Here is a 20,810-nt window from a genome sequence, read left to right as displayed (position 1 = left end):
AGGATGCGGAGCTCTTGCCTGATCTGTCCTCGAAGGAGGGCTCGCCGCGAAAGTGAGGTCACCATGGCCTCCTCGCTTAAGCTGGAGGACCGGGTGGACCGGCGATGATCTGGTACATCCAGACCATGAAACCGAAGCCTCCAACGGCCGCTACCGCAAGGATCGGCCAGATGCCAAAGGCGAGGATAAAAAATGTCACAAGCTCTGATCGGCGCCGTATACGACGGTCCGAGGCAGGTAGCGGGGTCGAATTCTCGATGCTGTGATGCACGGGGTCTCCTCCTACTCCTCGCCGCAAGTGTGCGGAGTGTTCACTCTTCTGTCAAGGAAAGTGATGATTCGTGATATCGCACTGGTTGTGTCGGGGGTCCTGTCGCTGCGGCGCGGGTGTCGGCAGCCATGCGATCAAAATATCGGGAAACCCAGCTCTATGTTGACATTTTCCCAAGCCGCGCAGGTGGACTAGTTGCTGAGTATGCGAAGCTTTTCAGGCTTGATGATTTCTATGCTGCGCGCATTGTGAAGCTTGACGATGCCCATGTCGCGCAGTTTCGAAATCGTGCGCGAGACTGTTTCGATGGTGAGGCCGAGATAATCGCCTATGTCGATACGGCTCATGGGCAGGTCGATTAATTCAGTGCCACCTTGGCGATCAGCCAGATCGACCAGGAAAACGGCTATCTTTTCCAGTGAACTTTGGCGGCCGACGACACGCAGGTGCTCCTGAGCTCGAACCATCGCCTTCAATGCGACGCCAACCAGGCGGTCGTTGAGCTGGCCGCCGGCTGCGCGTTCGACGGTGGTCAGGCCTGTGTTCACCATGGCCTCGGCATAGAAGCTGTGGGTCTCATTGATCTCGAAGCCAAAGGTGTCGCCGACAAGATGAAAGGCGACGATCTGCCTGCGGCCGTCGGCCAGGAGGCGATAGATCCGCACAGCCCCGTATTCGATCTGGTAAAGTGATCGCGAGCGCTGGCCCTGGGCATAGATCACGCAGTCCGGCGCGTGAAAGGTCACCGGCCTGATATGCGTCTGGCTGCGTGCACGCGGCGGGGGCGAGAGATGCGAATTTTGTGCGATGGAAGCTGCGGTTTGCATCGGCATGTCCCCTTTGGTTGAAGGGATCATGTTGAATTGGGAGCTTGGCCGCTATTGAGTTCTTCCACTACGGATTTCTACGTAGGGCTGATACCGCGTTAGCAATATCAGGCCCGTTAAGCGGTTTGGACAGTACGCAAATGTCTTGCCTGTTTCCCCGGCCGTAATCTCTGTCGTCCTCCGCCAGAACAACGAGCTTTATGCCCCGGCTGGCAAGACTGAGGCCGGCCGTCAGATCGGCAGGCGGCAGACAGGTGTCGAGGATGACGCATTCCGCTCGGCTGATCGCCTCGTTCGCCATGGCCCAGTCGTTGAACTGTTCTACCGCCTGTCCATGCGTGTTGAGCGCAAAGCTGATCGACCGCAACAAAGCCGGGTCTTTGACAACAGCAACAATTGCAGACAGCGTGGACAATGGGATCCCAGAAGCTCGGTCGTGATCTTTCACCAAGCTTGCAGATCGCATCTTGGCCGACGCGCCACCTTGTCATGGATCAAGCGTTACGTCGGATTGCGCGACATATTGGCTAGACGCTGACGGTCAGTGACATGCGCACCAGTTCGGGTAGGCTGCGCGCCCTCATCTTCGTCATGACATTTGCGCGATGGACTTCGACGGTTCGCGGGCTGATGTCGAGATTGAACGCGATGGCCTTGTTGGGCTGGCCGGCGACGACGGCCGCCAGAATTTGCCGCTCGCGTTCGCTAAGGCTGCCAATGCGCGAGCGGATGTCATCGACGCTGAGCGTGCCCGCCGACGAGTCTGCCAGCCTCTCGGCCGCGCGCCGCACCGCCTCGATGATGACGGCCTCCTCAAACGGCTTCTCGATAAAGTCCACGGCACCCGCCTTCATCGCTTCGACAGCCATGGGAATATCGCCATGCCCCGTGACGATGATCGAGGGTATCGGCGGCGATATGCTCGAGATTTTGCGCACCAGATCGAGGCCGCTCATGTCCGGCATGCGCATGTCGGTGACCAGCACGGCGTTGCGAAGGCTCGGGGCGATTTCCGAAAAGGCGGTTGCGGACACATGAAGCCTCACGCCGAAACCGTTCACCGTGAGCATGAAGCCCAGCGATTTGCGAAGTGCCTCTTCGTCGTCAACGATATGGACGGTGAAGTCATCAGGCTGCATTCTGGTCCTCGTCGTGCTGGATAAGGGTGAAACAGAAGGAGGCACCGCCAAGCTCGCTCTTGGAAACGGTCATCTCGCCGCCATGGGCCTCGACGATGCGCCTGGAAATCGACAACCCGATCCCCATGCCTCCTGCCTTTGTCGTCGTGAACGGCTTGAAGATATCCTGGGCAACCTCTGGAGCAATTCCGGGACCGGAATCCTCGACCGTCACGGTCAGGAGCCCCATTTTGTCGGAACAGACGCTGACCCGGATTTCCTTTTTCTCGGTTTGCTTCATCGCCTCGATCGCATTGCGCATGAGGTTGGTCAGCACCTGCTGAATCTGGATCCGGTCGACGAAGACCTGGTCGTTGTCCGAAGTGAAATCGAACACGGTGCGCACGCCCTTTTCCCGCGAGCCGACGAGAGCGAGCGCTCCGGCCTCTTCGACGAGTTGGCGCAGGCTCTCCGTCCGCTTTTCCGTCTCGCCTTTGGTAACGAACTCGCGCAAGTGTCGAATGATCTGCCCGGCGCGAATGCTCTGTTCGCCCGCTTCCAGCAATGCGTCGCGGACCTGGATGTCGCGGTCGCCAACCGCGTTTTGCAGCGGGCGCGCGCAGCCATGTACGTAGTTGGCGATGGCCGACAATGGCTGGTTCAACTCGTGCGCCAGCGTCGACGCCATCTCTCCCATCTCGTTCAATCGGCCGAGCCTTGCGAGCTCGGTCTGGATCTCCTGTAGGCGGGCGGCGGATTCTTCTCGCTCCGTGAGGTCGCGAACGAACCCGGTGAAGAACCGCTTTCCGCCACGTTTGATCTCGCCTACCGCGAGCTTCATCGGAAAGGTCGAGCCATCCTTACGCTGGCCGACCACAACGCGGTCGACGCCGATGATCCTCTTTTCGCCCGTTGCCATGTAGCGACGCATGTAGCCATCGTGCTCGACGCGGTAGGGCTTAGGCATCAGCAGCTTCAGGTTCTGACCGATTGCTTCGGCTTCGGAATAGCCAAACTGGCGGACGGCTGCGGAGTTGAACGAGATGATGATTCCGTTTTCGTCACTGACGATGGTGGCATCGAGAACCGTGTCGAGGATAGACCCCATCCGGGCCTCGCGATCATCCAGCGCTTCCCTGAGCCCTGCTAGGGTCTCCCGATCCTCGTCTCTTCGTTTGGCAAACCAGACGATCAACGTCGCCAGGACGGCGAACGCGACTGCTTGGGCAATGACGATTTCCGAGCCTGATGAATGCACATTGAGAAGCCAAAGGGCGAGGCCGAAGACAGCCGCGAGCAAAGCCGGACCCGCGCCCCGATCATAGCTGTGGCGATGACCGGGATCGGCACGAGCAGGGAGAGCGCTTGCGAAGCGGCGGCGCCCATGACGAAAAGCGGCACGCCGACGATCGCGACCGTTCCGAGAACAGCAACGACATAACCCCAGGAATTGGGGAGCAATCGTCTTTCATTTCGTTGCACGTCGTCCATTTCGCCCCTGATTTCGCACACAATCAGCCAAAACAATGCAGATGGCGCAATGATCTGCGCTAATTCCGCTCGATTCGACATACGTACATGGGAAGCTAGCCCTTGTGTCCAATTGATAGAAGTCAAAAAGCTCCGAGGTCGAGTTCGTCCCCACAGATGGTCTGTTTCTTCGGCATCAGATCGCCCGCGCTGTGATACTGGCTAGGCGGCAACCGGCCTTGCTTGACTTCCGTGTCCGAGCCGGCCATCTTTCGTGCATGTTGATCGAACGCTTCCATAACATCCGCACACGGATGTGCCTCATCGCAGGCATCTGACCCCCGGCCAATCGCGTCGCGATAAGGTCGTGGGGCAGGGGTAGCGGTCCCCGCGAGGGGACAATGGGCTACGAAGCGACATTCAATACCAGTTTTTTGTTTCAGAGCGGTGCGCCGGATGCGCGGCCGCGCGTCTTGTACAGGAGGCCCGAGCATGGCTCTCGCAAAGAAACGGCAGCGCAAGCCGGCAATCATCCTCACCCGGACCGATCATGAAAGGCTTTACCGTCTCGCGGAGGCCTATGCCGGCCGGAATCCTGATGTTTCCGAGGAGCTTCTTAGCGAGCTCGATCGTGCGCGTATCGTTCAGGACACCAAGATAGGTGCCAATGTCGCACGCATGGGATCCAGGATCCGCTTCACCAGCGATCTCGGAGAAGATCGCAGCGTCACGCTGGTCTTCCCGGCTCAAGCGGATATTGCGGCTGACAAGATCTCCATCCTGACGCCAATCGGAGCGGCACTGATCGGTCTTTCGACTGGTCAGTCCATCGATTGGGTGGCACGTGACGGGCGTCTGCACCGCCTCCATGTCGAAGAGGTCGCATCCCCTGCAGTGATCGATCCGGCATGATGTTGCCTGCATTTTCCCGCCTCGCAATCCGGGGAGGTTGTCTCATCGCAGGATAGCCTCCCCTGCGCGATGTTCGTGCAGGGGTATCTCCCGCTCATGTCGATGGACGCGCTGGCGACAGCGCGATGGAGAACTGCGAAATGTCGAACGACACTTACATTCTGACCACAAAGGATTTCACCATACTCGAAGCCTTGTGTGACAACTGGCAGGGCCGCAATGATCGGCTCGTCGCGCTTTGCCGGCGCAAGATCCAAAAGGCCATCGTCGTGTTCCGCGACGATCTTCCGGGGGATGTCGCCAGCATCAACAGCCGTGTCCGCTTTCGCGCCCATGCCGGCGAGAGCGATATCCGCGTGATCTCGACCGGCCAGGCAACTGGCCCGGTCGGCCTGTTCCTGCCCATCACGACACCGCGTGGCCTCGCTCTGCTCGGACTTCGCGCAGGCCAGAAGATCGAGTTTGAAAACTCGAATGGTCTCGCGGAGACCATGTTGCTGGAAGCAGTCGAATACCAGCCCGAGGCATCGCGGCGGGAACGGCAGATGATTGGTCAGGAGGCGGGCACGAGCTTGCAGCGACCGCACTTGCGTCTCGTGCCGGGCGGCATGGATGGACGTCACGATCAACTTGTCGGTGCTTCGGACAGTCCCGACGATCCGGGTCCTTCGGCGGCCTGACTGCCATTCCATCAATCTCTCGGACGCGTGCTCTTCCCGCGCACGCGTCCGACCTGAAAGAACCGAGCATGCAGAAAATCAAGCAGTTTCAACATTCCGATTTCATCCAGGGGCTCATCTGGATGGCCCTGGGCATGATCTCTTTCGTAGGTATGTCCGTCGGATCGCGAGAGCTTGCCAGCACACTGTCGATCGAACAGGTGCTTTTCTTTCGCGCGCTGATCGGCCTTTGTGTAATCGTCGCCTTCGGCCGGATGCTGCTGCCGGAACTGCGTCATGCAAAGCTCTTCAAACTGCATATCGCGCGCAACCTCGTGCATTTCATGGCCCAGTATCTCTGGACGATCGGCGTCGTCATGCTGCCGCTCGCTTCCGTGTTCGCGCTGGAATTCACCATGCCGATCTGGGTTGCCCTATTTGCCTTCTTGTTTCTGCGCGAGAAGATGACGAGGCCAAGGATCTTCGCAACGATCAGCGGCTTCATCGGGGTGCTTGTCATCATCCGTCCCGGTATCGCGATGGCCGACCCGGCTGCAGGTCTCGTGCTGATTGCCGCCGCCGGTTACGGGCTCTCTCTGATTTTCGTCAAAAGACTGACGCGCGACGTCTCACCGGCTGCGATCGTAGTCTGGATGATCGTCATCCAGTTGCCACTCGGCCTCGTGGCTTCGCTGACCGACTGGCGGCCGGTGCATGTGGCGGATATCCCCTGGATGGTGGTTGCCGGCCTCGGAGCTCTCTGTGCCCATTACTGCCAGGCGCAAGCGCTGAAGCGCCTCGACGCTTCCGTTGCCATGCCGATTGATTTCCTGCGCGTGCCGATGGCGGCCGTCGTCGGCTCCTATGCCTATGGCGAGGCGATCGACCTCTGGGTTTTCCTTGGCGGTGCCATCATCGTGCTGGCCAACTATCGCACGGTCATGACGGAACGACGCGCCGGATCAGGATCGCTTTCCGCCAGCCCGACTCCTCCAGGATCAGCGTGAATGCCTGGTCTTGGCACCCTGTGAAGGGACCGCCGACACCATGGCGGACCTTTTCCCTGCGAACCAAAGAAACTGAATGTAGTGACGTGAAACCAGCCAGTGTGTAGAATAGCCGGTGGAGCAAACTGGCTTCTTTGGTTCCATAATTATGCTTATGACATTTTTCTGGATTTATTAATTTATATCAATGACTTGGCTTGAGATAACTGCGGGGGCCGTGTCCGTTCAGTTGTCCCAAATCTCTGCTAGTCCGAATGCCTATAGACGATCCGCACTTAGCGTTTGCTCGCAGATACCGCTTCCGCTTGGATGACCAGCAGTTCAAGTTCTCGCATATTCATACCATTAGAAGCGTTCACAAAACGATCGATTAGGCCAATCGTCTCTGGGGCCGCGGCATCTGCAGATGGCACACCCAGTAGCCAGTTAGGTGTCGTCCCGAGCGCCTCGGCGATTCTTACAAGAGTAGCTAAATCCGGCTCGCGTCTCCCAGACACATAGTGTCCAAAACGGCGCTCATCCAAACCCGAACGTCTAGCTGCCTCCGCGTTGGAAATGCCCAACTGTTTAGCGCGCTCACGAAGCTTATTTGCCAAGAGATCCATGGGAACAATATGTTCCCCAATCACACAGCTCCGACCATGAACGATACGGAGTGACAAGAGAACAAAATGTAGTTATGGTGTGGCCTGCCGTTCATTTCCACTTGCGCGAGCGCAGGAGCTGCCCGATGGAACTCCGCCAACTCTCCTATTTTGTCGCGGTTGCCGAGGAGCTCCACTTCGGTCGTGCCGCCATGCGGGTAAATATTGCCCAGCCGGCACTGAGCACACAGGTCCAGGCGTTGGAAAAGGGGCTTGGAGTGCAGTTGCTGACGCGCTCGACGCGCAAGGTCGAACTGACGCGGGCAGGGGAGGTGTTCTATGATCGCTGCATCAGAATGCTGGGAGAACTGGATCTGTCGGCGGAGATGGCCCGGGCTGCAGCGGGCAGAACCATGCGGGAGATCAGGATCGGCACGATCTATCCGGCAACGACTGGCGTACTCCCGGCATTCCTTGCCCGGATCGGCCGGAAGTTTCCCGACATCCGTCTGCATGTCTCGAATGGTTCGACATCAGAAATCATCCGGCAGCTGGAATGCGGCAAGCTGAATCTCGGCTTTATTCGACCGGTCGAGAACATCGGCTCGCTGCGCTTCTTCTCGATCGCCCATGAGCGGTACCTGCTGGCCGTGCCGATGGGAAACCCACTTGCCTCGAAGCACGAGGTGACGATCGAGGATCTGAGGGCCGAGAAGATCATCGCCTTCAAACGACAGAACCTGTCCTTCACCGAGCGCTATTTCGCCGAGACCTTCGACGAGCACGGGCTGAATGACAATATCGCCTATACCTGTGATGACACCTTCTCGCTGATCTCGCTTGTCTCCTCAGGTCTTGGCGTCGGCTTTGCGCCAGAATGGACGGCAGATCTGCCGGGCAGGGACGTGGTGCTGAAGAAGGTGACGGGGATCGATCTGAAGATCGGGCTTGGTGTCGCTTGGAGCAAGGATGATCCGACGGCCGCCCGTGATGACATCATCGATATTGCCCGGACGCTGGGAAGGCCGGGCAGGTGAGGGACGTGGTGTGGGCTACTGCGCTCACTTAGCCCACTGCCTCCTTGAAGCGGAACGCAATGGCCGGGCGAAGTCGGTCCCGCCTGACCCCAATTGGGGGTCGCTATGCTCAGGCTCCTGCGGCTTCGCTTCTTCCGGCCCTGACGTGACGAGAATTCCCGCGTTCGCGCCCTGCGGTCGCCGCTATGCTGAACGCTCCGATGTTCTTCATTGTTTGACCCGGATCTCGCGCAAGCGCGGCTTTGATCCGGGTCGGTCTCGGGCGTCGGGTGCGGTCTGCTCGCTATGTGCGCTTCGTGCGGAGTTTGTTGCTCAAGACGGGTCGAAGAGAGTGCGAAACTCTGGATCTGCGTAGTAGCGGATCTTCCGCGCGAGTGCCGGTCTCTGCCCCCTGTTGAGCAGGATCATTGCTTCGTCGGGGAGCCGCATGATCTCATCCGGAGTCATCAGGTCACGGGCAACGATATGCTCGCTCGATGTGATGCTGGGCGGCTTCCACGGCAGGTTGGGACTGTTCCAGGATTGCGTGACGTGCCGTTCGTCCATCCGGCCGATGGTTCTTGCCATCAGGCTTGCCGTCTCGATGTCGTTGACGCCGAACACCTGTAGCACGCTGGCATTGGAGAGGAAGGTGCCAGCTCGCGGTCCATAGGTCGCACGCAGCTGATGCATGTCCTGCAGGATTGGCCAGAGCTGGACGCCGTAGCCTGCCATCAGGCCCATGGCCCGTTCGACAGGTGCGAGATGTCCGAGGGCCGCGAACTCGTCGAGCAGATAGAGCACAGGCTTTGCCGGTGTTGTCGGATCGCGCGCCATGTCGGTCAGGCTCTGGGTGACGAGCAGTCGGAGCCATCTCGAATAGGTCGACAGCCGATCCGGCGGCAGGACCATGAAGACGGTTGCGGGTTCATGCTTCAGGTCGGCAAAGCGGAAATCCGATCGTTTCAGCACTTCCACCATGCGCGGACTGTCGAGGAAGTGCGTGTGGCGTTGAGCGGCCGAGAATACGCCGGCCGCCTCCCTGTCTGCCTTGCCGAGATGGCGATTGGCAGCCCGGGCAATCAGGCCATTTGCTTCCGGTATCTGCTGCATTTCCTTTAGCAGATCTGTGAACCGATGCGGGTCGGCGGTGAGATGGCGGCGGAGCGTTCCAAGATGCCGCTCGTCGGGTGGCGCTGTTGCAACGATCATCAGCATCAGTCCTGCGATCAGCGCCTTTGCCTCCTCGTTCCAGTGTGCTTCTCCTGCCATGCCCGGTTCATCGAAGACGAGGGCATCGGCAAGCGTTCCTGCATCCTCAGCGAGATCGACACTGTCGGGATCAAGACGGTCGAGAGGATTGAAGGCAGAGGTGTTGAAGGCTGTGACGGCGAAGGGATCGAGTACGTAGACCGGGCCGAAGCTCAGCCGGGCGCGTGCCGTGATCCTCGCATTCTCGCCCTTCGGGTCGATGCAGATGACCGAGCGCTCAGAGGTCAGGAGATTGGGAATGATCGTGCCCACCCCCTTGCCGGTTCTGGTCGGTGCCATGGTGAGGAGATGGCCCGGTCCATCATGGTGCAGCAGCTTTCCAGAGTGCAGGTCCCGACCGATCAGCAGCCCATCAGTGCCCCTGGTCAGCCTGTTCAGCTCCTTGGGCGTTGCCCATTCCGCCGTGCCATGGATCCATGAGGCACGAGCCCGGGCGAGGAAGGGAATGAGAAGTCCGATGGTCGCCGCAATCAGGGGCACATACTTCAGCACATCGGGCAGATTGCTGCTCAGCCAACCACGCTCTTCGCCGGGTTCTGCATTGTGCTGGATGACGACATCGATGCCGAGAATGATGCCGACCACGAGATAACCGAGGAACAGGTAGATCACGGCAAGCTTGATGCCGATTGCCAGCAGGCGAAGGCGCGTGAACAGGGTCATGGCTACTCCTCCCCGTCGGCCAGCTCGTTCGGCTTCTCCTGTTGCTCCAGCTTCTCGAGCTCAAGGATATCGTCGAGCAGCTGCCGGTCATTGTCGCGGGTGAGGAAGCCCGGCAGTTCGGCCCTCAGCCATTCATCGAGCCGGCCGTTGAGGTATCGCTCCGGCTGCCGTTCGATCCGGTCGAGCACAAGCGCTCCGATCAGGATCTTGCGTCTTGTGTCACGGGCTCTCTGCTCTTTGCCCAATCGCGCCACCAGTACCTGCTTGCGGGCTTCGAGCTGTCTCAGTCTTTCCTGAATGCTGCGTCTCGCCATCGCCTCGTCCTTTCGAAACAAGACTTAATTCGACGCGGAAGGGCAAAATCGCACAAGGTACAAATCTGTTGCCGTGAGCGACACGCGGCGAAGCTGCATCCCGGTGGCTTATGAGCGAAGCGAAGAAAGCAACAAGGGCGCACTTACGAGTTGCGGCGCAACTCAGTGCTCAGGTGACCCCGCGACGTGCTGGAGACTGCGAATGGCGATCTACCATTGCAGCATGAAGCCGGTGAGCCGCTCGGGCGGCCGCAGTGCCGTGGCCGCAATCGCCTATCGAACGGCAAGCCGGATCGTCAACGAGCGCGACGGCCTGGTGCATGACTTCACAGCCAAGGCCGGCGTCGTGCATGTGGAGATCGTACTTCCCGAGGGCTCGGAGGCGAGGTGGGCGCTCGACAGATCTGTGCTGTGGAATGCGGTTGAGTTTGCCGAGAAGCGCAAGGATGCGCGGCTGGCGCGGGAGTTCGAGGTGGCGCTTCCGCATGAGCTGAATGCGGGAGAGAGGTTGACGCTGGTTCGTGCCTTTGCCCGTGATCTTGCAGACCGACATGGGGCAGCCGTCGACTTTGCCATTCATGCGCCCGGCGGCGACAGCGACATCCGCAACAGCCATGCCCATGTGATGATGACGACGCGCAAAGTCGAGGCATCAGGACTTGGCGAGAAGACGCTGATCGAGCGGGAGAACAAATGGCTGCTGAACCACGACCTGCCGACGGCGCAGATGCAGTTGCGGGAAATCCGCCACGCCTGGGAGACGCATGCCAACCGGGCACTGATGCTGGCAGGCCATGAGGTGAGGATCGATCATCGCTCGCATCTGGAGCGTGGGCTGGAGATCGAGCCGACCGAGCGCATGGGTGTGCATGCCTCCGAGATCGACCGGCGGGGAGGATCTGTCTCCCGCACACGGATCGATGCGGAAGCGGCACGGCGCAATGCCGAGCTGATCCGCGAGAAACCGGAGCAGGTGCTGACCCTCATCACCGGCGAGAAGAGCGTCTTCGATCGATACGATGTCGCGAGGGCACTCCACCGCTACATCGACGATGCCGGCCAGTTCCGCAATGCGTTCGCCGCGGTGATGGGCTCGAAGGCCCTGGTAGAACTGCGCAAGGAGACGGGTGGTGAGCTTGCCCGCTATACGACACGCGAGATGCTGGAGATCGAGCACGCCATGGCCGTGCGTGCGGATCGCATGAGCCGCCACTCACCTTCGCAGGCCGGCTCGCACGCATCCCGTAATGGGAGTGGCCATGGCGTCGACCGACATCATGTCGACCGTGCCTTGAGGCTACAGGACGAGGCCATCAGGGCAATGACAGATGGCTCGAGCTCGCGGACAGTTGAACGGCAAATGCGAACTGTCCCTTGGGTCACGTCCCGCTACACTCCCCCAGGAGGACTGAGCGAAGAGCAGCGGCTTGCGGTCCGGCATGTCACCGGTCCCGAGCGCATTGCCGCGGTCATCGGCTTTGCAGGCGCCGGCAAGTCGACCATGCTGGCAGCAGCGCTGACAGCCTGGGAAGCACAAGGTTACCGCGTTCATGGAGCAGCTCTTGCCGGCAAGGCGGCGGAAGGGTTGGAGGAATCCTCCGGCATAACCTCCCGCACGCTCGCCTCCTGGGAGCACAGCTGGCAGGCGGGCAGGGCGGAGCTCCAGTCCGGTGACATCCTCGTCATTGACGAGGCGGGCATGGTCGGTAGCAGACAGCTCGGACGGTTCGTCGAGGAGGTCGAGCGTCGCGGCGCAAAACTGGTGCTGGTCGGCGATCACGAACAGCTGCAGGCGATTGGGGCGGGGTCTCCGTTCCGGGCGATTGCAGAGCGGATCGGTGCGGTAGAACTCTCGGAGATCCGCCGGCAGAAAGAGGAGTGGCAGCGGCAGGCCTCGATTGCCTTTGCCACCCATCGGACAGGCGAGGGATTGTCCGCCTATGCCGAACGCGACCAGGTGCGCTTTGCCGAAAACCGGGAGGGTGCACGCGAAGCGCTGATGCGGGATTATCTCGCCGATCGGGATGCACGGCCGGAGGGTTCACGCGTTGCCTTGGCGCATCGGCGTATCGATGTCCGGGCCATCAACGATGCGGTTCGATCAGCATTGCAGGCGCGGGGAGATCTGGCGAAAGCTGCTCTGGGAGACTTCGTGCAAGGCATCCGTGAAGGTCAAGGGCAGGGGGCTGACAGCGTCAACCGGGAGATCGTCTATCAGACGAATGACGGCAAGCGCGGCTTTGCGCCAAGTGACCGCATCGTGCTCCTGGAGAACAACCGGGATCTTGGCGTGAAGAACGGGATGCTGGGAACGGTGACGGCCGTCGAGCCTGACGCACTACAGTTAAGGCTCGACGGCGCAGGGCAGAATGCTGCCCGTGTCATCTCGATACCGGTCAGAAGTTACCAGAGCTTTGACCATGGCTACGCAACGACGATTCACAAGGCTCAAGGGGCCACGGTTGATCGTGCCTTCGTCATGGCATCCGCCACCATGGATCGGCATCTGACCTATGTCGCAATGACCAGGCACCGGGAGGCAGTCACGCTTTATGCCGGCCGCAATGAGCTGAAGGAAATGAAGACACTCTCCGCCAGTCTTGGTCGATCCGGCGCCAAGGAGACGGTGCTTGACTACACCGATGCGTTCGCTGCCCGGCGCGGGCTTGGGGAGGGCATTGGTGTCACGAGTGAGATCGTGATGGGCCCAACGCCACAACGGGATGCGGCACAGCGGGCTGACGATCGGATGGCGGCTCACTACGGCGCTTTGGGTGAGCGCGTTCGCCCGCCCGCCGATCGGCAGCCCTTCGAGGAGACTGCAAGGGCAGAGATAGGGCAGGCGCATCGGACGGAGAATGGTCCGTCAGCCGATGCGCAAGACGGCAAGGTCCAGCCGCTTGTGCCGGTGATCACCCACTATGCCCAGACGATCGAGGAGGTGGCGTTGGCAGAGGTATCGCGGCATCTCGAACAGGTACTCGGTGGTGTGCGCTCACTTGGGCGCGGTGTGTTTGCCAATCCAGAACAATTTGCCGGACTGGTCGCAAAGACGCTCCGTGAACGCAACGGTGATGTCGCTGATCTGGCTGACGCGGTGGCGAAAAGTCCGGAGGCATTCGGTGCGCTGCTTGGCAAGGCTGGGCTCCTGGGCGAAAATCGGGAGCGCAGGCAAGCGCGTCAACTGGCAGGCCCGTTAGGTGCCCATGTCGGACGCGCGTCACGCCACTGGACGAGGCGATATGAGGAGGCGGTGAAGTCCGAACAGTGGAAGCGGGAGAAACAGGATGTGATCGAGGTGCCGGGCTTAAGCGCCCAGAGTGAGAAGATACTCAGGCAGTTGGATGGACTCGAGCGTGCGAAGAAGCCTGCGTTTCTGGAGAAGCTTGTCGGGATGCCGGAGGGGCGGCGGGCGCTTGAGGAGGCGGAGGCGGTCGCCGATGCGATGAGGCAGCGGTTTGGAACCGACGATCTGCGCCATAAGGACCTAATCGAGCTGACGAGGAGACAGGCAGAGAGGAGGGATTTGGCACGGCTGGCCGAGATGGCGCGAATTACGCATCAGGCGAAGGAGGCCGCCAATACCAGGAAATATGAACTGGTTAGAAGTCAGATTAAAGGACTTTCGATGGGCATTTGAATGTCTCAGCCGCCCGGATATGACTGGCGGCTGAGAGTGATCGACATCCGTCTTGGCTTCGATCTTTATTGACTTGCTTCTATTCGTTGGCGGGCGTCGACTGCCCGCCCATTTCTTTGCTCGCCTTGGTGGCTACTTCGCCAGACTAGCCTTGATTTCTGCCACTTCCGACGATTCCATCTGGCCCACGGTTGTTACCTCGCCATCGGTGATCTTCCAGAGCCTGAACGGACCAGTGATGTCGCCATACTGGTCGAAGCTCACAGGGCCGATGACGCCTTCATATTTGATCGGCTTGCCGTCCTTGAGCAGGCCGAGCGCCTTCTCGAATTCCGCCTTGCCAGCGTATATCGGCGTGCCGCCAGGCGCTGTGACATCCGAAATCGCGGTCTTGATCGCGTCCTTGTCGGCCTTGCCAGCCTTGGCGATGGCGAGCGCAACAATGGCACCGGCATCGTAGGACCGATCGGCCGCCGGGGCAGACGGTTCAATCCCACCGGAGAATTCCGCGTAATTGGCGTTGAAGTATTCGGTCGATGTCGTCGGCGTCGTTCCCGACGATGTGCCGTAGGCCTCGTTCAGATATTGTGGGCCGACGCTGGCGATGAAGTCCTTGGAGTTCATGCCGTCGTTGAACAGGAATTTCTGCACGCCGCCGCCAGAAATCCAGGCGCGGGCAATCGTTGCACCGTCAACCGGTGTAGAAATGAGGTAAAGCGCGTCCGGTTCGCCTTCCATGGCGACCGAAGCCTCCGAGGAATAGCTCGCCTGCTTTTCGTTATACGGTGTCGTCGAGGTGATCGTGCCACCGAGCTTGGTGTAAGCGGCGGTGAACTCCCGCATCAGATTGTTGCCGAAGTCGTTGTTGACGTGAATGATGGCGATCTTCTTCATGCCCTGATCGAGCGCGTATTTGGCGGCAGCCGTTCCCTGCAGCGCGTCCGAGGTGATGGTGCGGAAGAAGACGCCATTGGTTTTGCCGTCACGACCAAGGGCTGTCAGCGTCGGTGAGGAGGATGCAGGCGAAACCTGCACGACGCCTGCTGGTGCCGTGACCGAGGTCAGGATCGGGATCGAGACGGAAGAAATGATGCCGCCGATGATAACAGGCACCTTCTTGATGTTGACGAGCTGTGTGGCCTGATCCACGGCGACATTGCCCTGGCTCTGGCTGTCGCGTGTGTCCATGACGAGCTTGCAGCCGTCAACGCCGCCCGCCTCGTTGAAGTCACGGAAGGCCATCTCGACTGATTTCGCGCCGGCCTTGCCATACTCGCCGGCAGGGCCGGTCAGTTCCATGACGACGCCGACCGTGATGTCGCATTCTTGTGCCGCTGCAGGTGCTGCACCGATTGCAAAGCCCGCGAGCATGGTGGACGCGAGGACGAGGCGTTTCATCTGATTTCCCTTGTTCATGTCATTCCCCTTTGTTGAGATTATATTTCATGATGCTGCCGTGGCGCCCGCTGCGGTCCCGCTCGAGCGTATAGACGTCGCCTTCCAGTTCGCGGGCGCCGGCCAGGGCGGTGTCGATCTCCGCGAGATCGGCGTCCGAGAGGACGACATTGGAGATGGCGAGGTTGGAGGCGAGGTGATCGCGATTGCGCGCGCCGACGATGACTGAGGTCACGCCTGGCCGGCGGAGCATGGCGGCACTGGCAATCGTTGCGATGTCGGTTGCATGGCGGTCCGCCACCTTGCGAAGCGTTGACAGCAGTACCTGGAACAGTTCCCAGCCACCGAGGTCATCGATGATCAGCTTGTACTTTGTCAGCGAGCGGTTCTCGAGCGGATGCTCCGGTTCGGCCTGGCCGAGCCAGCGGTCGGAGAGGAAGCCGCCGGCGACCGTGCCATAGCAGAACAGCGCGAAGTCGTGGCGGGCCGCGAGTTCCACCATGCGCTTTTCCGGGCGACGGTCGAGCAGCGAATATTGCAGTTGCAGCGAGGTCAACGGGATTCCGCCATCAAGGATTGCCGTGACATGGTCGCTGTCGAAATTTGTGGCACTGATCTTGTCGATCCGACCGTCTTGCTGAAGCTCCTTCAGCCAGCCGAGGGTGTCGAGCCAGGCAGGCATCTCGTAGTCCCACCAGTGAAACTGGACGAGATCCAGGCGCTCCATGTTCAGCCGCTTGCGCGACGTGTCGATCACGCCTTCCACATAGGCCTTCGTGATCGTCGGCAGGACGCCAAGATCGGGTACGAACTTGGTATGGACGCGAATGCGATCGAGGGCCGCCTGGCCCCGCATGTCGCGGTAACGCAGCCGGAAGCGCCCGATCAGGTCTTCCACGCCGGTGTAGATGTCTGCGCAGTCGAAGGTGGTGATGCCGGCGTCGGCGAAGGCCATCATGTCTTCAATGGCCATCTCCTCATCGATGGCACCATGGCCACCGGCAAGCTGCCATCCGCCGCGAATGACGCGGGAGATCTCGTAACCGGGGGCGATGGAGATACGCTGCATGTTACTCTTTTCCTTCGAGGGGCACGGCTGTCGTGGCGGCATGGCTGAAACGGCGAAGGCCCGTGCGCCGAATTCGCAATCGGGTGGAGCAATTGGGATCTGGACAGGCGATGTCCGCATCCGTCGTCATCCAGTCATGCGCATGGGTCGGGCGCTGCTTGGCGGCCAGCAAGGGAAGGACGGAGGCGAGGGAGTAAATCGATATTCCCTGTCCCGGCGGAAGATAGAGCATTTCACCCTGAAGCTCGAAATAGTCGCCGGGCTTGGCGCCGCAGTAGACGGTACCATTTTCGGGGACCACCACCTCGACACGCAGGTCAAAGAGCTCGAATGTGTCGTCCGTTCCGCTCATCAGTGTCTTCCCTCACGCCGCTTCTTCGCCGGCGTCGAGACGCCCTCGCACGAGATCGAACGAGCGCCCGATGTCATTGGAAAGTGCGTTGACCGCAGCCTCTTCGTCGCGCGCCTCGAGTGCCTCGATGAGTGTCCAGTGATGGTTCGTCGCAGCCAATCCGCCTTGTTCGTCGTGGATATGGGCGGCGGCCCGAACCACCGGGCCGGACTGGAGCCAGAGGCTTTCCACCATCGGGATCAGGACACGTGAGGAGGCGGCGCGATAGATCTGGAAATGGAAGCGATGGTTGATTTCAGAGGTGACTGGGCCGACGTCTTGGCCATGCCGCTCGAAAGCTGCCTCGCAATCCCGGTTGATCTGTTTCAGGCTTTCGATGTCTTCCGCCGTCAACCTGTCACAGGCGAGCGCCACCAGACGCCCCTCGATGAGGATGCGGGCACGCTCCAGGTCATCGAGGCGTTCGCGGGTGATCAGCGGGACCCTGACTGAGCGATTGGGCAGGGCTTCCAGCGCCTGTTCGGATACAAGCCGGCCGAGCGCTTCCCGCACCGGCATAGTGCTCGTCTTGAGCCGATCTGCCATGTCGACGATCCGCAGCATGTCGCCTGCGGCAAAGCCGCCGTTGATCAGCGTACGGCGCAGCTGGTCGTAGACGCGGTCCTGCAAAGTCTCGCGGCCGACAGGCGTGAGGAAGTCGTCCGATTGGCCAATCGTGTCCGTCATCCCGCCTCCAAGCCTCCCGGAAATATCGGTTGATTTTCGCGTCCACGTAAAGTTTGATCAAACATCACGGATCAAATCAAGGCTCATTTTTGAAGATGGCTGCCGCCCATTCCCAACCATCACGATCGTTTCAGAGTGCCGCAGCACCGCCTGCCATCGAAGCACGGCATCTGACGAAATATTTCGATGGGCTGACCGTAGTCTCCGACATGTCGCTCCATCTCGCTCGGGGCGAGATCCTGGGCCTGATCGGCCCGAATGGTGCGGGCAAGACCACCATGTTCAATCTGCTGGCAGGCAGCCTCAAGCCCAGTTCTGGCGAGATCTGGGTCGAGGGTCTTGAAGTCTCCAGCCAAGCGCCGGAGCAGCGCATCGCCCATGGAGTCGCACGGACTTTCCAGATCCCACGCCCTTTTCTGGAAATGAGCGTGCTTGAGAACCTGTTGGTTGGGGCGCAAAAGCAGACGGGCGAAGGCCTGTTTGCCAATTTCCTCAAAGCTGGTCTGGTGCGTCGCGAAGAAAAGGCAGCACTTGAGAAAGCGTATGCGATCCTGGAGTTCGTCACGCTTTCGCGGCTTGCCCATGAGCCCGCACGCGTGCTGTCCGGCGGGCAGCGCAAGCTTCTGGAACTCGCGCGCGTTCTGATGGCCGACCCGCAGGTGATCCTCCTCGACGAGCCGGCCGCGGGGGTAAACCCCGCTTTGCTTGAAGTGATCATGGAGCGGGTGGTGGCGTTGAATGCTGAGGGCAAGTCTATCCTGCTCATCGAGCACAACATGGACATGGTATCGAGGCTGTGCTCGAGGGTGGTGGCCATGGCGCTTGGCAAGCTGCTTGCCGAGGGCGCGCCAGCTGACGTTGCCGCTAATCCTGCAGTCGTCGAAGCCTATCTTGGCGGTGGCGCATGACCGATCCGGTTCTCAACACTGCAGCGCTGGTCGCTGGCTATGAGCCGGACCTTCCCATTGTTCGCGGCGTGGATTTTTCCGTCGCACAGGGCGAACTCGTGATCCTCTTGGGGCCGAACGGCGCTGGCAAATCCACTTTCGTCAAGGCGATCGCTGGCATGGTGCCGGTGCATTCGGGTCGAATTCATCTGGCAGGCCGGGACATCACGGATGTCGCTCCGCACCGTAAACTGGCCGAAGGTCTGGCCTTCGTCCCACAGACGGACAATGTCTTTGCCAGCATGAGCATTCTGGAAAACCTCCAGATCGCCGTGGCGCTCCTGCCGAAATCAGAGCGTAACCTTGCAATCGAGACGATGCTGACCCGATTTCCGGATCTTGCCGTAAAGCCGAAACGGCTGGCCGGCGCGCTCTCCGGCGGTCAGCGACAAATGCTGGCAGTGGCGCGCGCTCTTGCGCTCAATCCGCCGGTTCTCATCCTCGACGAACCATCTGCAGGGCTGTCGCCAAAGATCGTCGGCGAGGTCTTTTCAATGTTGAAGCGCATCAATGGTGAGGGTGTGACGATCGTTCTGGTCGAGCAGAACGTCAAGGCGGCCATGGCGATTGCCGATCGCGCTGTCATTCTGGCCGAAGGGCAGATCCGCCACGAGGGGACGCCTGCCGATCTCGCCGATGATCCCCTCATCGGCAAGATCTATCTCGGCACGACTGGTCGCGCAGCCAGTGAGGTAGCGCGATGAACCCGCAATTCCTGATGGACGGACTGATTGCTGGCGCAATTATTGGCCTCGGCGCGGTCGGTGTGACGCTCACCTATTCGATCCTGCGCTTCTCGAATTTTGCGCATGGAGAACTTCTGTCCTGGGGTGCCTATCTCGCACTCGGCATCAGCAGTGCGCTTGGCGTCCTGGCAGCGGGGCTGACCATCCCGATTGGGCCTTTTTCCTTTGGCTGGTCGCTTCCGATCGCAGCGGTGCTCGCCGTCGCATTGACGGGGCTCCTGGCGCTTGCCGTGGACGCAGCACTATTTTCGAGCTTCCGACGACGCGGCAGCGCCATCATCATTATGGTCATGGCAAGCTTTGGCGCGTCGCTTGCTCTGCGCAGCCTGCTCGAATTCCTGTTCACCTCAAAGCCCGCCTATTTTAGCCAGGCGCTGCAGATTGCCATGAAGCTGGGTCTTGGTCTCAGAGCAACGCCGGACCAGCTGGCCATGCTGGCCGTGGCGTTGGTCTCTGTCATCACAGTTCATCTCGTCATGACGCGGACGGATATCGGCCGGGCCATGCGCGCGGTCAGCGAGAATCCCGGCCTTGCCGGTATCGCCGGCATCGATGTCCGCCGGGTCATACGAACGGCTTGGTTCCTGGGCGCCGCACTCGCCTGCATAGCTGGCATCATGAGCGGCCTGATCATCCAGATCCGCCCCTATCTCGGGCATGACCTTCTGCTGCCCCTGTTTGCGGCTGCCATTCTTGGCGGTATTGGCTCGGTTCCAGGCGCTATGATCGCCGGCCTGTTCATCGGCCTTTCCGAAGCCTTTACGGTCCAGCTTATCGGGGCTGAATGGCGGGCGGCGGTATCCTTTGCCATCCTGATTGCGGTTCTTCTCGTCCGCCCCCGCGGCCTGTTCGGAAAATCGACATGAGCATCGACCTTATCGCCTATGGCGCCTTCTTCCTGACCATGGCCTTCACCTATGCAATCATCTGCCTGGGGCTGAATGTTCAGTGGGGCATGACGGGTTTGTTCAATGTCGGTATCGCCGCCTTCGTCGCGGTCGGTGCCTATACCTCGGCCATTCTGACTACACCTGAAACGGCAGAGCGCTTTGGCGGCTTTGGCATGCCGATTTTCGTTGGGTGGTTGGGGGCTGCCGTCGTCTCGGGAGCGCTTTCCTGGGCCGTTGGTGCGCTGACGATCCGGTTGAGATCCGACTACCTTGCCATCGCAACCTTCGGCGTCGCCGTCACCGTCCAGCTCTGCATGCTCAACCTGCAGAGCGTCACTGGGGGGGCCTTCGGGATCGGCTTCATTCCACGCCCCTTCGCCGATCTGCAGGGCAATGCGCTGCTCTTTAGTCTCGCCAATTGCGGACTTATGGCCCTTGTCGTGCTGGGCCTCTATCTCGGGCTGCAGCATTTGTCGCGCAGCCCATGGGGCCGCGTCTTGCGGGCGATCCGTGAAGACGAGGTGGCCGCCCAGGCGCTTGGCAAACGGCCCGTCCGCTTTCGCCTGCAGGCGTTCACCGTCGGCGGCGCCATTATGGGCCTAGCAGGGGCCGCCCAGGCACATTTCATCGGCTTTATCGCGCCCGACAACTATATGCCGGTTCTCACCTTCCAGGTCTGGGCCATGTTGATTGTCGGCGGCTCCGGCAACAATCGCGGCGCCATTGCCGGGGCCATTCTCGTCTGGGGGCTCTGGGCTCTCACGGCCGCTGCCGTCTCCGCCTTCGTACCGCCCGAGGAACAGGCACGGGCCGCCGCCTTGCAGATTGTCGCCATCGGCGTCGGGCTATGCCTCATGCTTCTACTGCGCCCGCGCGGCCTGTTCGGCGAGGTGAGCCCGCTCGCACGCCTGAGCCGTAACAAACCATCCTGA

At 60.5% G+C, this 20,810-nt stretch carries 22 protein-coding genes; 9 read left to right on the top strand and 13 right to left on the bottom strand.

Translation table 11 applies throughout. The annotated features are described in order from the left end of the window. Positions 1 to 76: 76 nt before the first annotated feature. From napE to GH983_RS24555, 6 genes are all read right to left on the bottom strand, one after another. Complete coding sequence (gene napE / locus GH983_RS11260) at positions 77 to 259, bottom strand: periplasmic nitrate reductase, NapE protein (protein WP_069043765.1); 183 nt, start codon at positions 257 to 259, stop codon at positions 77 to 79. A 203-nt stretch (positions 260 to 462) separates the two neighbouring features. Continuing rightward, complete coding sequence (locus GH983_RS11255; RefSeq protein WP_083229708.1) at positions 463 to 1,098, bottom strand: helix-turn-helix domain-containing protein; 636 nt, start codon at positions 1,096 to 1,098, stop codon at positions 463 to 465. A 67-nt stretch (positions 1,099 to 1,165) separates the two neighbouring features. Further along, on the bottom strand, positions 1,166 to 1,513 hold the full coding sequence (locus GH983_RS11250; protein ID WP_069041062.1) for a hypothetical protein: 348 nt from the start codon (positions 1,511 to 1,513) through the stop codon (positions 1,166 to 1,168). A gap of 112 nt (positions 1,514 to 1,625) precedes the next feature. Next, a complete protein-coding gene (gene fixJ / locus GH983_RS11245) occupies positions 1,626 to 2,237 on the bottom strand; it encodes a response regulator FixJ (RefSeq protein WP_069041063.1) in 612 nt (203 codons plus the stop codon). Then, a complete protein-coding gene (locus tag GH983_RS11240) occupies positions 2,227 to 3,324 on the bottom strand; it encodes a PAS domain S-box protein (RefSeq protein WP_371418337.1) in 1,098 nt (365 codons plus the stop codon). Before GH983_RS11240 ends, fixJ begins: the two co-directional genes overlap by 11 nt. 83 nt (positions 3,325 to 3,407) lie before the next feature. Beyond that, positions 3,408 to 3,833 carry a hypothetical protein gene (locus tag GH983_RS24555; RefSeq protein ID WP_371418336.1) on the bottom strand — a complete coding sequence of 142 codons (426 nt, stop codon included), beginning with the start codon at positions 3,831 to 3,833 and terminating at the stop codon, positions 3,408 to 3,410. A 345-nt stretch (positions 3,834 to 4,178) separates the two neighbouring features. On the opposite strand from GH983_RS24555, the gene rnk reads away from it, so the two are divergent. The 3 genes from rnk (at position 4,179) to GH983_RS11225 (ending at position 6,264) form a co-directional block, all read left to right on the top strand. After that, a complete protein-coding gene (rnk, locus tag GH983_RS11235) occupies positions 4,179 to 4,598 on the top strand; it encodes a nucleoside diphosphate kinase regulator (RefSeq protein ID WP_069041064.1) in 420 nt (139 codons plus the stop codon). 140 nt (positions 4,599 to 4,738) lie between these two features. After that, a complete protein-coding gene (locus tag GH983_RS11230; RefSeq protein ID WP_069041065.1) occupies positions 4,739 to 5,278 on the top strand; it encodes a hypothetical protein in 540 nt (179 codons plus the stop codon). 68 nt (positions 5,279 to 5,346) lie between these two features. Then, positions 5,347 to 6,264, top strand: a complete 918-nt coding sequence (locus GH983_RS11225; RefSeq protein ID WP_069041066.1) for a DMT family transporter — start codon at positions 5,347 to 5,349, stop codon at positions 6,262 to 6,264. A gap of 275 nt (positions 6,265 to 6,539) precedes the next feature. Here the strand turns inward: GH983_RS11225 and GH983_RS11220 are convergent, their stop codons facing one another. Continuing rightward, positions 6,540 to 6,869: a helix-turn-helix domain-containing protein gene (locus GH983_RS11220; protein WP_069041067.1), complete on the bottom strand. Its 330-nt coding sequence runs from the start codon at positions 6,867 to 6,869 to the stop codon at positions 6,540 to 6,542. Between the two features lie 125 nt (positions 6,870 to 6,994). On the opposite strand from GH983_RS11220, the gene GH983_RS11215 reads away from it, so the two are divergent. Then, on the top strand, positions 6,995 to 7,885 hold the full coding sequence (locus tag GH983_RS11215) for a LysR family transcriptional regulator (protein ID WP_069041068.1): 891 nt from the start codon (positions 6,995 to 6,997) through the stop codon (positions 7,883 to 7,885). Between the two features lie 312 nt (positions 7,886 to 8,197). Here the strand turns inward: GH983_RS11215 and GH983_RS11210 are convergent, their stop codons facing one another. Both GH983_RS11210 and GH983_RS11205 read right to left on the bottom strand, forming a co-directional pair. Then, positions 8,198 to 9,799 (bottom strand): type IV secretory system conjugative DNA transfer family protein, encoded by a 1,602-nt coding sequence (locus tag GH983_RS11210; RefSeq protein ID WP_069041069.1) that lies wholly within the window; start codon positions 9,797 to 9,799, stop codon positions 8,198 to 8,200. Between the two features lie 2 nt (positions 9,800 to 9,801). Beyond that, entirely contained in the window at positions 9,802 to 10,113 is a 312-nt protein-coding gene (locus tag GH983_RS11205) for a mobilization protein (RefSeq protein WP_069041070.1), read from the bottom strand. A 202-nt stretch (positions 10,114 to 10,315) separates the two neighbouring features. On the opposite strand from GH983_RS11205, the gene traA reads away from it, so the two are divergent. After that, positions 10,316 to 13,753: a Ti-type conjugative transfer relaxase TraA gene (traA, locus tag GH983_RS11200; protein WP_069041071.1), complete on the top strand. Its 3,438-nt coding sequence runs from the start codon at positions 10,316 to 10,318 to the stop codon at positions 13,751 to 13,753. Between the two features lie 132 nt (positions 13,754 to 13,885). On the opposite strand, the gene GH983_RS11195 is transcribed toward traA, so the two are convergent. The 4 genes from GH983_RS11195 to GH983_RS11180 are packed head-to-tail and all read right to left on the bottom strand — an operon-like array spanning position 13,886 to position 17,295. Continuing rightward, a complete protein-coding gene (locus tag GH983_RS11195; RefSeq protein WP_236759399.1) occupies positions 13,886 to 15,124 on the bottom strand; it encodes an ABC transporter substrate-binding protein in 1,239 nt (412 codons plus the stop codon). 46 nt (positions 15,125 to 15,170) lie between these two features. Next, a complete protein-coding gene (locus GH983_RS11190; protein WP_069041072.1) occupies positions 15,171 to 16,217 on the bottom strand; it encodes an aldo/keto reductase in 1,047 nt (348 codons plus the stop codon). A gap of 1 nt (position 16,218) precedes the next feature. Continuing rightward, positions 16,219 to 16,569: a TIGR04076 family protein gene (locus GH983_RS11185; RefSeq protein ID WP_069041073.1), complete on the bottom strand. Its 351-nt coding sequence runs from the start codon at positions 16,567 to 16,569 to the stop codon at positions 16,219 to 16,221. A 12-nt stretch (positions 16,570 to 16,581) separates the two neighbouring features. Further along, on the bottom strand, positions 16,582 to 17,295 hold the full coding sequence (locus GH983_RS11180; RefSeq protein ID WP_069041074.1) for a GntR family transcriptional regulator: 714 nt from the start codon (positions 17,293 to 17,295) through the stop codon (positions 16,582 to 16,584). Positions 17,296 to 17,390: 95 nt separating this feature from the next. Between GH983_RS11180 and GH983_RS11175 the strand changes: the two genes are divergently transcribed. The 4 genes from GH983_RS11175 to GH983_RS11160 are packed head-to-tail and all read left to right on the top strand — an operon-like array spanning position 17,391 to position 20,810. Beyond that, complete coding sequence (locus GH983_RS11175; protein ID WP_069041075.1) at positions 17,391 to 18,203, top strand: ABC transporter ATP-binding protein; 813 nt, start codon at positions 17,391 to 17,393, stop codon at positions 18,201 to 18,203. Then, entirely contained in the window at positions 18,200 to 18,946 is a 747-nt protein-coding gene (locus GH983_RS11170) for an ABC transporter ATP-binding protein (protein ID WP_069041076.1), read from the top strand. The genes GH983_RS11175 and GH983_RS11170 overlap by 4 nt, the downstream gene beginning before the upstream one ends. Beyond that, positions 18,943 to 19,854, top strand: coding sequence for a branched-chain amino acid ABC transporter permease (locus GH983_RS11165; RefSeq protein ID WP_069041077.1), 912 nt, complete (start codon positions 18,943 to 18,945; stop codon positions 19,852 to 19,854). The genes GH983_RS11170 and GH983_RS11165 overlap by 4 nt, the downstream gene beginning before the upstream one ends. Beyond that, complete coding sequence (locus tag GH983_RS11160; RefSeq protein ID WP_069041078.1) at positions 19,851 to 20,810, top strand: branched-chain amino acid ABC transporter permease; 960 nt, start codon at positions 19,851 to 19,853, stop codon at positions 20,808 to 20,810. The genes GH983_RS11165 and GH983_RS11160 overlap by 4 nt, the downstream gene beginning before the upstream one ends.

Source organism: Agrobacterium sp. MA01, from assembly GCF_009650195.1.
In the GTDB taxonomy this organism is placed as follows: Bacteria; Pseudomonadota; Alphaproteobacteria; order Rhizobiales; family Rhizobiaceae; genus Allorhizobium.
Note: the sequence above shows the minus strand (reverse complement) of the source record. Positions and strands in the feature narration are given on the sequence as shown.